At 59.7% G+C, this 11,853-nt stretch carries 9 protein-coding genes and 1 pseudogene; 9 read left to right on the top strand and 1 reads right to left on the bottom strand.

Translation table 11 applies throughout. From position 1 onward, the window contains the following. Window positions 1–161 precede the first annotated feature (161 nt). The 5 genes and pseudogenes from OKW29_RS23520 to OKW29_RS23500 form a co-directional block, all read left to right on the top strand. Window positions 162–974, top strand: coding sequence for an IS5 family transposase (locus OKW29_RS23520; protein WP_429292797.1), 813 nt, complete (start codon window positions 162–164; stop codon window positions 972–974). A 101-nt stretch (window positions 975–1,075) separates the two neighbouring features. Next, a complete protein-coding gene (locus tag OKW29_RS23515; protein ID WP_429292796.1) occupies window positions 1,076–1,609 on the top strand; it encodes a hypothetical protein in 534 nt (177 codons plus the stop codon). Further along, window positions 1,578–1,883: a penicillin-binding transpeptidase domain-containing protein gene (locus OKW29_RS23510; protein ID WP_429292795.1), complete on the top strand. Its 306-nt coding sequence runs from the start codon at window positions 1,578–1,580 to the stop codon at window positions 1,881–1,883. Before OKW29_RS23515 ends, OKW29_RS23510 begins: the two co-directional genes overlap by 32 nt. Before the next feature lie 115 nt (window positions 1,884–1,998). After that, the gene (locus OKW29_RS23505) at window positions 1,999–3,264 is read left to right on the top strand and encodes an IS256 family transposase (RefSeq protein WP_429292794.1); all 1,266 of its coding nucleotides are present in this window, start codon (window positions 1,999–2,001) and stop codon (window positions 3,262–3,264) included. Window positions 3,265–3,313: 49 nt separating this feature from the next. Next, a pseudogene (locus OKW29_RS23500) lies at window positions 3,314–4,132 on the top strand (peptidoglycan D,D-transpeptidase FtsI family protein); the annotation flags it as partial. Between the two features lie 429 nt (window positions 4,133–4,561). Here OKW29_RS23500 and OKW29_RS23495 read toward each other — a convergent pair. Beyond that, complete coding sequence (locus tag OKW29_RS23495; protein ID WP_187616210.1) at window positions 4,562–5,506, bottom strand: cupin; 945 nt, start codon at window positions 5,504–5,506, stop codon at window positions 4,562–4,564. 287 nt (window positions 5,507–5,793) lie between these two features. On the opposite strand from OKW29_RS23495, the gene OKW29_RS23490 reads away from it, so the two are divergent. The 4 genes from OKW29_RS23490 (at window position 5,794) to OKW29_RS23475 (ending at window position 11,816) form a co-directional block, all read left to right on the top strand. After that, complete coding sequence (locus OKW29_RS23490; RefSeq protein WP_429292793.1) at window positions 5,794–7,935, top strand: FUSC family protein; 2,142 nt, start codon at window positions 5,794–5,796, stop codon at window positions 7,933–7,935. A gap of 268 nt (window positions 7,936–8,203) precedes the next feature. Beyond that, window positions 8,204–9,130, top strand: coding sequence for a LysR substrate-binding domain-containing protein (locus OKW29_RS23485; RefSeq protein ID WP_429292792.1), 927 nt, complete (start codon window positions 8,204–8,206; stop codon window positions 9,128–9,130). A 532-nt stretch (window positions 9,131–9,662) separates the two neighbouring features. Continuing rightward, window positions 9,663–10,610, top strand: coding sequence for an NAD(P)-dependent oxidoreductase (locus tag OKW29_RS23480; RefSeq protein ID WP_429292791.1), 948 nt, complete (start codon window positions 9,663–9,665; stop codon window positions 10,608–10,610). Window positions 10,611–10,787: 177 nt separating this feature from the next. Then, the gene (locus OKW29_RS23475; RefSeq protein ID WP_429292790.1) at window positions 10,788–11,816 is read left to right on the top strand and encodes a YncE family protein; all 1,029 of its coding nucleotides are present in this window, start codon (window positions 10,788–10,790) and stop codon (window positions 11,814–11,816) included. Window positions 11,817–11,853: the final 37 nt, after the last annotated feature.

Raw genomic sequence — 11,853 nt, 5'->3', positions numbered from 1 at the left:
TTTTCTGACTCCGCACACCCGCTCGCTTCTTTGCCGAATCCGTCTTTCGACAGCACAAGCAAAGAAATTCCCAGTGTGCCAGCGGATCGTCGATCGTTTCGGAAATCACACTCACTAGACGGTGTTAGGAACTTCCGGTCAAAACCTGGTACCCTGGAGGGATGACAAGAGAGAAACGTAAGGCCTACCCGACAGACGTGTCAGACGAAGAATGGAGCTTCGTAGCAGCGTATCTGACGTTGATGGATGAGAGTGCACCACAGCGTAAATACGAGTTGCGCGAGATGTTCAATGCGTTGCGCTGGATGGCTCGCGCTGGGGCTGCGTGGCGAATGCTGCCGACCAACTTTCCGCCGTGGGAACTCGTGTACCAGCAGACGCAACGATGGCTGGCGGCCGGCTGTTTCGAGTGCATGGTGAGCGATCTTCGTTCGATCATCCGTGTCGCGCAGGGGCGGCAGGGGCAGCCCAGCGCGGTGATCCTTGATGGCCGTACGATGCAATCGACATGTGAGAGCGGTCCACGCGCAGGCTATGACGGCTACAAGCGCAAGCGTGGCAGCAAGGTGCATATGGCGGTCGACACGCTGGGTCAGTTGCTCGCCGTACACGTGACACCGGCCAACGAGCAGGAGCGGGCACAGGTGGCAGAGCTGGCGCGCCAGGTGCAGCAGGCAACGGGAGAAACCGTGAAAGTGGCCTTTGCCGATCAGGGTTACACGGGCGAAGCTCCTGCGCAGGCCGCGCGCGCTCAGGGAATTGATCTCCAGGTGGTCAAGCTCGATGAAGCGAAAAAGGGTTTCGTGCTGTTGCCACGTCGATGGGTAGTCGAGCGCAGCTTCGGATGGCTCAACCGCTTTCGACGCCTCGCACGTGACTACGAACGCTTGCCCGAAACACTCGCAGGTCTGCATTTTGTCGTCTTCGCCATGCTTATGCTTGTCCATGCAATCCCAGTACTTCGAAGTTCCTAACACCGTCTAGTTATTAGATGCCGCGAAACGTCACTTTCAATCAAACGCCACTCGTAAAGGCAAACGTTTCCCGCGGACGGTCGACGCTAGTGATGATATTCATGTCGATTGCGTTTGCGTCCTGCGCGGCCCGTGCCTTCTGGATTCAGGTCATCGACCGCAGGTTCTATGAAAAGGAAGGCGCCTCGCGAGTTGAACACATCATCGACGTTCCTGCTGAGCGCGGAAAGATAATAGACACGAACGGGATGGTGCTGGCTACAAATGTTCTCGTGAAGTCCATCTGGGTCGACCCTAAGGAAATTCCCGAAGACCTTGAACCCGGCAAACTTGCGATGCTGTCGCGGCTACTCGACATGCCTGCGCAGCAGATCACCGCACAATTCGACAGGGACAAAACATTCGTCTACCTGAAGCATCAGTGCCGCTTGGCGAGGCTGACAAAAATCAAGTCTCTAGGCATCCCGGGAATCTACCAGACCACGGAGTACAAGCGTCTATACCCTGAAGAGGAAGTCACCGCACAACTGGTCGGCTTTACCGGCATCACGGGTGCGGGCGAAGACGGGCGTAGAGCTTGCCCAAGACGCGAAGCTTGGGGCCGTGGACGGCACCAAGTTGGTCATCCGCGATAGAGTGGGACACGTCGTCGAAGATCTGGGGAACGTGAATGCTGCACGTCCTGGCGTCGACGTCCAGCTTGCCCTCAACGGTAGTATCCAGTACAGCGCCTTCAACGCGCTGCGCTCAGCCGTCATCAATAGCAACGCGCAGGCCGGCTCCGCAGTTGTCGTCGATGGCCATACCGGCGAGATTCTGGCTCTCGCAAATTATCCGAGCTACGACCCGAACGATCGTTCCTTGCTACGAGGGCCTGCGTTGCGTAACCGTGTGGTGACGGACGTATGAGCTAAGCTCGATTCTGGTGTACGGGGAGTTGACGCGGGAGATTGAAGGCGGTGGAGGTTTTAGCTGAGAATCTGATTGTCGAAGTCGGAACCCAGCAAACAACAAACCATCCACCATGAAGAAGTTTACGGAAAAAGCGGTTGTAGGTCTATCGGAAGTCGGTCTGGGACTGGACGAGTTGGTGCGTCATGGAGCGCGGCAGGTGATCCAGCAGGCGATCGAAGCGGAGCTCGCGTCGCTGCTGGAGCGGTTCGAGAACGTCAAGACCCTGCATGGGCAGCGCGCCGTGGTGCGCAACGGCTATTTGCCGGAGCGCGAGGTGTTGACGGCGGCCGGCCCGATTGCCGTGAAGGTGCCGAAGGTTCGCGATCGCTCAGGATCAGGTGTGAAGTTCAATTCGTCGATTGTGCCGCCGTATGTGAGGAAGTCGCCGCGCGTGAGTGCCGCGCTGCCATGGCTTTATCTGAAAGGCATCTCCACGGGCGACATGAGCGAAGCGCTGAGCGTGTTGCTCGGTGACGACGCCAAAGGCCTGTCGGCCAATGTGGTGAGCCGTGTGAAGGCGCAGTGGGCCGACGAGCATGCGAGCTGGAGCCGACGCGATCTGTCGAAATCGCGCTACGTATATTGGTGGGTCGACGGCATTCACACCGGGCTGCGCAGCGAGAACTCGGACGGTCAATGTCTGCTGGTGATCATCGGCGTGAGGCCGGATGGACGCAAGGAGCGTGTGGCGATCGGTGACGGGTATCGCGAGTCGAAGGCGTCATGGCAGGAGTTGCTGCTCGACCTGAAATCGAGAGGCCTGCAGGCTGGGCCGCTGCTTGCCGTCGGCGATGGCGCGATGGGCTTCTGGGCCGCACTGGAGGAAGTGTTTCCTGCAACGCGCGGCCAGCGCTGCTGGTTCCACAAGATGGGCAACGTCCTGAACATGCTGCCGAAGTCGCAGCAAGGCAGAGCTAAGGCAGATCTGCAGGCGATCTGGATGGCCGCCACGCGCGCCGACGCGTATGCCGCGTTTGATCGTTTCGTGACGGTCTACGCGGCGAAATATCCGAAGGCAACGGCAACGTTGAAGAAGGACCGGGAAAGCCTGCTGGCGTTTTACGACTTCCCGGCTGAGCACTGGCAGCATTTGCGGACCACGAATGCGATTGAGTCGACGTTCGCGACGGTGCGACACCGTACGACGCGCACGCGCAACTGTGTGTCGCGACCAACCTTCCTTGGTCTGGCATTCAAGCTGATCGAGGAAGCCGAGAAAACCTGGCGCCGCGTCAACGGGCCCGAAAAGATCAAGCTGTTGCTGGAAGGCATTGCCTTCAGGGATGGCGAACCGGTGAAAGACGATCAACCGGTTCAGCAGAAACTCGCCGCCTGAAGTCCCTGCTCATCAAATTGCCTATACACCAGTCTTGACGCTAGCTCCGGACGTATTCGAACCGGGTTCGATAATGAAACCGTTTACGGTCTCACTCGCTCTCGACCTGCGCCGGGTTTCGCCTGATTCGCTCGTGGAGACGAACCGAACGTTCTCCTTGGACGGAGCCACCATCACGGACGACGCAAATTTCGGCGCTTTGACTGTTGCTGGGGTTATCCAGAAGTCAAGCAATATCGGCGCAACGAAGATAGCCCTAACGATGAAGCCCGAGGAAATATGGAAGATGTACACTGCCCTCGGATTCGGGCACGCCCCAGACCTCGGTTTCCCCGGCGCTGGTGTCGGCATCGTGAGACCGTGGCGAAAGTGGCATCGCATCGAGCAGGCGACGATGTCCTACGGATACGGCGTGTCCGTATCGCTAATCCAGCTCGCGCACGCCTACACGGTCTTCGCGAACAACGGCAGGCTCGTGCCGCTTTCGCTGTACAAGACGGACGAAGCGTCCGTCAAAGGTACGCAGATTTTCACAGAGCACACAACGGATGAAGTCAGGGTAATGCTGGAGAGTGTGGTGGCGAAAGGCGGTACTGCTCCTCAGGCCGAAATCCCTGGATACAGCGTCGGGGGAAAGACAGGAACGGCCTATACCGCCACCCGCCACGGATATGAGAGGAACGCCTACCGCGCATCGTTCGTAGGGGTTATTCCGATCAGAAACCCGAGGCTCGTGATTGCTGTTTCGATCGACAAGCCCAAAGGCGCGAAGCACTATGGCGGTGACGTTTCAGGACCTGCGTTCGCCGAGATTGCGCAGGCAGCGATGCGCGTGCTCAACGTCCAGCCGGACGAGCCCGTGACCGAAGCGGCCCATCCAGAGCCGTTGTTGAACTAGCGTGGCGTGAGAAAAAGCTCGGTACGTAGATGGTGCTTAGCTGCCGGTTGCCGGAGGATCCCACGGTCATACGATATGGACCAGTTCACCGTTGGAAATTTGAATTACGAAAGCCGGCTTCACGGCATAAGGACGCCCTTGCGATTGCTCGACGAAACCCGGGTGCAGCGAAAAGGCGGAGACTTTTGGTCTCCGCCAGACTTTGGGCTGGTTAGCCCCCTCGTGTCGTCGGTTGTTCCGGATGCTTTGCGGTGAGCAATTTCTGCCAACGGCACATCGCGTGCCGCGACACCTCGAATCCAGAGACCGCGTGCGCTGCGTCTGTTGCGATGAAACGCTGACCGCCTTGTTCCGTCAAGACGCGCACACGCAACCCGGAGCAAAGCACCCGGTGCGCAATCAATGTGCGAACTGGATATCCAGCGAACGCAGATACGTCTGAAGACCCGCGTCCTGGATTGGGATCACGTAGCCGTTTTCTCCGGACTCATTGAAGTGTGCGTGCCAGTAGCCCGGCGGCGTGACGAAAGCCATGCCTGGTTCCCAGTCGACGCGCTCCGGGTTGACGATGTTGCCCTGCTCATCCAGTTCCGTTCCGACCAGCGTATAGCAACCGGGCTTGCACTCCGAAATGAAGTCGAGCGCGATCGACTGGTGGCGGTGTGGCTTTTGCACCGTGTTCGGCGCAATAACGCCAAACATTGCCCACATGGTGTGGGTCACCGTGCGAGTCTGCGGAAATTTCGCGTTGCCAAGCAGAATGCTGACGCGACTGCGCTGACCAGCGCCCGGTGCTCCAGCGACCTTCAGCAGTTCCTCTTCCGCGCGGACTGCGGGGTAAAGCGTCGGCGAAAAGCGCGCTTGCCCGACGTCCGCACCCAGATAGGCGAGCAACGGCGCATCGTTGACGTAGTAGAGCCGCGCGGTCGAGTCAGCCGTCAGCACTGCTTCTGCGCCACCGGGAAGCGCAAAAAAATCCCCCTTGGCGAACTGGAATGAAGTCTTTGGCTGTACTACGGCGCCCGAGCCTTCCAGAACGTAAAAAACCTGCGAAGTCGCGTTCGGGTTCAATGAAACCTTCTCGCCTGCGAGAATACGCACGAAGTTGGCGATCAGCCCAGGACCGGTAGCGGGGCCCTCGCAACGCAGTTCAGCAGACAGGTCAAGCGGCACTACACGCGTCGGACCGCTGTCGTAAAGCGAAGTCAGGAAAGAACGATACGGAACTCGCGAAATCAGCTTCGCGCCGATCGGATTGGCCGACGAAGTGTATTCGAAGTATTGAGCGCCTTGAGTCACTTCATCATTGAACTCAAGCGTTGAAGCTACGGTTTTGTCCAGCATGGAATACCTCCAGAAAGTGGGCTAGTGAAGAACGGCACACTTATGCGCGTGAGATAGGGCGTTGCGCAACAAGTTGATGTCACTATAGGAGCAAATTTTCGTGGCTAGAATCGCGCGCACCAAGAATCACCTTTGCAAAAAGGGGATAACTTCGGCCCTGCTATTCCCCCACAATTGAAACCTCGCGATAAACGCGCATCGGTTGGCCGAGAACACATAGCCGTTGTCGTCCGTTAGGCCTGACACCTGCGGCATCTGGTACGCTCGCCTTGTCTTCGCCACGACGTGTGCGCGTCGCCATCAGTGAAGAGGAGCGTCGCGTGATCCTTTCTATCTTTCGTCGCCTGGCGCATCGAAAGCAGACCTTCTTTCGCACCCTCGCGCGTCAGCGCCCCGCGTGGATGGTTTCTTTCGCCATCGAGGAAGCAAGCCTGTCCGAGGGCCTCCGGGCAGCTAGCGCGTCGACCGCGATGCTGCTCGTCGGACAGATTTTGCATAACCCTCTTTTCTCCTGGGCCGCGATCGGCGCGTTCTGGACGTGCCTCGCCGACGCGGCTGGTTCGTCGCGCCGCCGCTTCGCGTCGATGATGGGATTCGCCATGCTCTCCACCGTGTGCGGCGGCCTGACAGCGCTTGCCTCAGGCGCGGGCGCATTCGCGGCCTGCGCCGCGGTGCTAGCCGTCTCGTTCTGCGCCGGGCTTGCCTCCATCTGGTCGCCCGCCGCCTACCAGCTAGCGCTCGTGACGGCGACCACCTGCATCGTCATGGTGGACAGTCCGATGCACAGCATCAGCGGCGGTGCACCGCTACTCGGTATCTACCTGAGCGGTTGCCTCGTGGCGACTGTCCTCAGCTTTAGCATCTGGCGCATTCACCCGTTCGGGCCAAGCCGTTATGCCGTCCGGCTCGTGTATCAGCGTCTGTCCGATTCGGCACGCGATATTGCCTCGCTGGCCACTGATCCCGTCGCCACGCGCGCCGATTGGACGCGGCACGCGACCGAATTTCGTGCAATGGTCCGGCAGTCGCTGGAAGCGGCACGCAAAGCGCTGATCAGTTTGCCCCATTCGCGCGTAGAAGGACGCGAGCTGTTCGGCGATCTGCAACTCGCCCTCGACGACGCCGACCAGATCCTCGTCACCCTGATCGTCGTCTCAACGGCGGCCGACAATGCGTTGATTCCCGGAAACGCTCCGTGCCGGCTTGGGCGAGACCGCGCAGTACGGCTCGCACGCTGCCTCGGCATGCTCGCAGAAGTGCTTGCCCGCATCGCGTTGGTCCTTGAAAAGCCGCTTTCGCCATTCCCGTATCAACTGCGGGCGCGCCTGCCGACAATCGCCCGGCGACTCGAACAGGCCATGGATCATTCGCTCTCCATCCGCCTTTTGTCAGTCAACGCGCAGCGCTATCCGCCCGCAGCAACGGAACAGGACTGGTGGCGCGCCACGCTCGGCACCACGCGCAACGCGCTCAAAACGCTGCGGGCGAACCTGCGGCCCGGTTCGCCCGGCCTGCGCCACGCAGCGCGGCTTTGCCTGGCGACGACGTCCGCGTTCGTCGTCGTGCGAAGCTTTCACATTCCGTTTGGTTATTGGGCAACCATGGCGACACTGTTCGTGCTGCAACCCGCTAGCGGCACGACGCTGTCCAGAAGCCTGGAACGCGCGGCCGGAAGTGCGGCTGGCGCCGCGCTCGCCGCGGTAATCGGGCTTATTATTCACAGCCCGCTTGCGATCTCGTTGGTCGTCTTCCCGCTGGTGTGCCTTACGATGGGACTACGGCGCGTCAGCTATAGCTTGTATGTCGTGTTCCTTACCCCGTCGTTCGTGCTGGTCGCCGATTTCGCCAAGCCGGCGAACGAGTTCATGTACGCACTCGACCGACTCGGAAACAACCTGCTCGGCTGTCTGGCCGCAGTGCTCGCTACCTGGATCGTCTGGTCAGCGAAAGGCGGCGAAAGTCCCGGCGACGCCGTTGAATACGCGGTCGAAGCCAACCTCGCGTATCTGGCCGCTGCGGCAGGAATTTCGCATCGATGCGACGGTGAGATCGAGTCGCTACGGCGCACCGCGGGCCTCGCAAGCACGCACGCCGAGGAGATCTATCGACGCAGTTGGCCAAGCCGCACGCCTCAGCGACGCAAGACCGTTGCGACGCTCTCGCTGCTACGGCGCATTCTGGGAACGGCAGCCGTTGTCCGGAACTCCCCAATTCCGACGGAAGGAAGTGCACCGTTGCGCGATGTTCTCTGCACCGCTATCGACAAGATCCACGCACAGGCACACACGAGCACCGACGCGCCACCAGGTATTCCACGTGACATTCGGCTGCGTCCCATCGAGTATGAATTGCTGCGCCAGTTAATGGAACTGTGGACGCTGCGGCGCACCATCGTCGTGAAAGAGCGCGAAGGCGAGCCGGCAACCTAGCGGATACACCAGTCCTTCGGTTGCTTCTCCGACAAGGGTGCCAGGCCCTGTCCTTCCCGTTGCAGCTCGCGACTTAAACCTTGCGTGGAGCCCAAAACAGGCAACCCGCGTCCATGTGTTCAGAGCGCGTTGCCATTCGTACCATCAGCTCACGCCCGGTACAGTAGAATATTCAGCCCCCCCAGGCGATTGCCCGAGCTGCATGCATGGCTCGAGAGTGCGGCAGGCATTGGGCAACAACCTCGACTAGCTATCCCGGAAGCGGACCATGGACTACTTCTCTGCAATACGCGCTTTTCTTCATGCGGCGGAGCTCGGAAGTTTCAGCAAGGCGGCAGATAAAGTCGGGATTAAGACGTCTACCGTTTCGCGCTATATCAACGAACTGGAACAGGATCTGGGAATCGCGCTGTTCAATCGATCGACGCGAGGCCTGGTGACCACCGAAGGGGGACGGGTCTTCAGGGAACACGCGCTCATCGTCATCAAGAGCCTGGACGAAGCACGCGAAATCACAGCCTCACTCAACACGTCCCCGCGCGGGCTCCTGCGCGTTACGATGCCGACATCATTTGGGCGCAGACATGTGATACGCCATCTGCCGGATTTCATGGATCGCTACCCCAAAATCGATATCGATGCGGTCGTCACCGACGACGTCCTGAACATCATTGATTCGGGCATCGACCTCGCGATCAGAATTGGTGTTCTCCCGGATTCGCAATTGATGGCGCGGCAACTGGCAGTACATCGAAGGATTGTATGTTCGAGCCCGGCCTATCTGGCACAGCACGGCACCCCAGCGTCTCCGGAGGAACTTGCAAGCCACACGACGCTACGCATGCCCCTGTCGACAGACGACACATGGTATTTCGTCAACCGCACGCATCGCACGGTTCCTCAAGAAGTATCTGTACGACTCCAGAGCCGCTTGCGTGTCAACGATACCGAAGCGGTACTGGATCTCGCCATTGCCGGCCGCGGCATAGCCCTGCTACCCACCTGGGCCATCGGCCCCGCTTTCCGGAAAGGCAAGCTGGTGCAGATCCTTCCTGAGTGGGAAGCGCAACCTACGCGCGCGGCGCCTGCGGTATGGGGCGTTTATCCCCCCAAAAAGACTGTGTCATCAAAGGTACGGGCGTTTCTCGACTTCTACGCAGCGATATTCGGTCAGGAAGGCTACTGGGAAAGCTGAACGGCCCGGCGGTGACCCATGCGGGTTGACAAGCTCCGCCCCGGGTCAATCTCCGCGAGCAGCATGACCGCCGCGAATTCTGGCGGCCCTATCCTCAAAAGCGAATGGCGCGCTGTGCAGACCACTTCGAGCGGTCACAGTCGCGTCTGCTGTAGATGCCGACACGGCGGGCCGCACCGGCGCGCGAGACATCGATGCCAAGGACGGTAACGCTAAAACACCGGCAAAACAGCCGTTACTGCCCCGCAAACGGACGCAGTTCTTCGCCGCGGCGCCCCAACGATCCACTGCAAGCACAGTGGGGCCCGGACAAACGCGACACCCGATGCCCGGCGCACGCATCGCCAGATGCGCAGACGCCATTGCGGCATACCCCTGTGCGCAAAGCAGAGTTCCCCATTAGGTCCTTCCGCACCATGCATGCGACAGCTATTCTGCACGTGACTACGCAGCACCGCTGTTTCGCACGCTCCCCGAGACCGGGCGAGTTACGCGCGTGCAATGGTGTCCGGTGATACACCTTCATTGAATAATGATGACGACCTCCACACGAAATTCAGACGCAAGCGCTTTAGACCGGAGTACCAGCAAGCAAGGTACAGCGCCACAGCCAACCCGTGTCGGCATTGTAGGTCTCGGGCGCATGGGAACTGCATTCGCCCGAAATCTGCTGGACGACGGCTATGAAACGGTCATCTTCAGCAAGTGTGGGAATAACGTAGCCGCTCTAGAGGCAGCGGGGGCCAAGGCTGCAATGAAGTGGATTGATCTCGCCCACTGCGAAATCGTCATTAGCATGGTGCCTGACGATGAAGCGACCGACTCGGTCTCGATATCATTGGCCAATGTGCTCGATACGCATGCAATCCACATTTCAATGAGCACGATAAGCCCTGACGCGTCACGCCGGGCGTCGGAGCGCCACTCCCGTCTGGGGCAAGGCTACGTTGCAGCCCCCGTCCTTGGGAACCCAGACCTCGCTGCCGCCCGGAAGCTGTACATTCTCGCTGCGGGCCCCGATGAGTATGTGGAGCGATCGCTTCCTTTACTTGATCGGCTAGGGCAACGCATTTTCAATGTTGGGCAAAACCCTGAGTTAGCCAACACGTTCAAGCTCGCCGGCAATGCGCTGACGGCGGCCACGTTGCAGAGTATGGGTGAAGTGCTGGCCTTTCTGCATAAGGCAGGCGTTGACCCCAAGGTCGCGTTCTCCGTCTTCACGGAGTCCCTCTTTGATGGAAAAGTGCATAAGGCATACGGAAGAAAGATCGTCGAACAACGATATTCGCCACCCGGTATGACTTTGCCGCTGGCGGTCAAAGATCTGCGTCTCGCTTTGGCGGAAGCGGAACAGCTTTCAGTGCCGATGCCAGTTGCAAGCGTCGTTCGTGACCGTCTGGTAGCTGCTGTCGCTCGCGGTTGGGAAGATCTCGACTGGTCAGCGCTCGGCAAGCTCGCCGAATTTAGCGCAGGCATTTGACCGGCATCGCTAAGTGTCGGGCTCGACGAAGCGGCGGGTTCGCCCGAACTCGGAATAGCGCCCGGCACGCGGCTGGCAGGTATTCCTGGAGATTGGCCTTTTCCCCCTCTGTGGAGTCGGCAAGGAAGGCCTTGCACTCGTTGAGCTTTGAGCATCATTGCGCAATCTAATTCCGAAATGCCCTATTCCATCAAGCTTTCACGTCGCGCGCTGCTTGGCGGTGGGCTCGCCGTTCCGCTGGGACTCGGCCTGTCGCCATTTCTCGCCCTTCGTTCGAGCCTCGCCAATGCGGCCTCCCCCTCTCTCGCGATTGTGATGAACTCCGGCGAAGCCAGCGTCTCGGTCATCGACATGACGTCGCGCAAAGTTGTCCGAACCTTGCCGACAATGCGTGAGCCCAGCCACTGGGCCCTTTCACCGGATAAAAGCAAGCTCTATATCGCCGACGCCAGCGGCAATGCGCTGTTCATAGTCGACCCGCGCAACGGCACGTCGCTTGGCCACAAAGTCATTGCCGATCCCTATCAGCTCGGCTTTACACCCGATCAACGTTACCTCGTCATCAACGCACTGCGGATCAACTACGTCGACGTGTACCGGTCCGATGACCTGACGCTGGTCAAGCGCTTCTCGCCCGGCGAGATGCCAAGCCATCTGGGCTTCTCGCCGGACTCGCGGTGGAGCTTCAATTCGATGCAGGAGTCTGGCACGCTCGTGTCGTTCGACCTGACGAACATGACGATCCGCTGGAAGTCGGAACTCGGCTCAACGCCCGCCGGCGTGCTTTGGCACAACGGCAAGGTGCTGGTCTGCGTGATGGGCAGCGACCATGTGGCGGAAGTCGACCCAGTAACGGGTAACGTGCTGCGGCGGGTCAAAACCGGTGTCGGTCCACACAATGTCTTCCTCACGCCGGACCGCAGGACGCTTTACGTCACGAACCGTGTCGGAGGCTCGCTGGCAGCGCTCGACTCCGCCACGCTTGAACTGCTTCGCACGTATCCGCTTCACGCTGGGGGGCCAGACGATATCAGCGTTGCACCCGACGGCAAGCTATGGGTGACGCTGCGTTTCCGTGAACAGGTCGCCGTGCTGGATCCGGCCAGTGGCAACTACGAAACCATCGACGTGGGGCGCTCGCCGCACGGCATCTTCCTCAGCACTCAAATGAGCCGGCCTGGTTTCGTTACAGCTGAAAACCTGTAGGGCGCATCATGCTTGTATTTCTCGACAGGTGGTTCAG

It is taken from the genome of Paraburkholderia sp. CI3, assembly GCF_050436505.1.
Classification (GTDB): Bacteria; Pseudomonadota; Gammaproteobacteria; order Burkholderiales; family Burkholderiaceae; genus Paraburkholderia; species Paraburkholderia tuberum.
This window is presented reverse-complemented; position numbering and strand designations above follow the sequence as displayed.

Bases quoted from the DNA above. Each gene is read 5' to 3' on its own strand.
- OKW29_RS23480 (WP_429292791.1), top strand. From the start codon at position 9,663: ATGATGACGACCTCCACACGAAATTCAGACGCAAGCGCTTTAGACCGG.
- OKW29_RS23475 (WP_429292790.1), top strand. From the start codon at position 10,788: ATGCCCTATTCCATCAAGCTTTCACGTCGCGCGCTGCTTGGCGGTGGG.
- OKW29_RS23485 (WP_429292792.1), top strand. From the start codon at position 8,204: ATGGACTACTTCTCTGCAATACGCGCTTTTCTTCATGCGGCGGAGCTC.
- OKW29_RS23505 (WP_429292794.1), top strand. From the start codon at position 1,999: ATGAAGAAGTTTACGGAAAAAGCGGTTGTAGGTCTATCGGAAGTCGGT.
- OKW29_RS23515 (WP_429292796.1), top strand. From the start codon at position 1,076: ATGTCGATTGCGTTTGCGTCCTGCGCGGCCCGTGCCTTCTGGATTCAG.
- OKW29_RS23495 (WP_187616210.1), bottom strand. From the start codon at position 5,506: ATGCTGGACAAAACCGTAGCTTCAACGCTTGAGTTCAATGATGAAGTG.
- OKW29_RS23520 (WP_429292797.1), top strand. From the start codon at position 162: ATGACAAGAGAGAAACGTAAGGCCTACCCGACAGACGTGTCAGACGAA.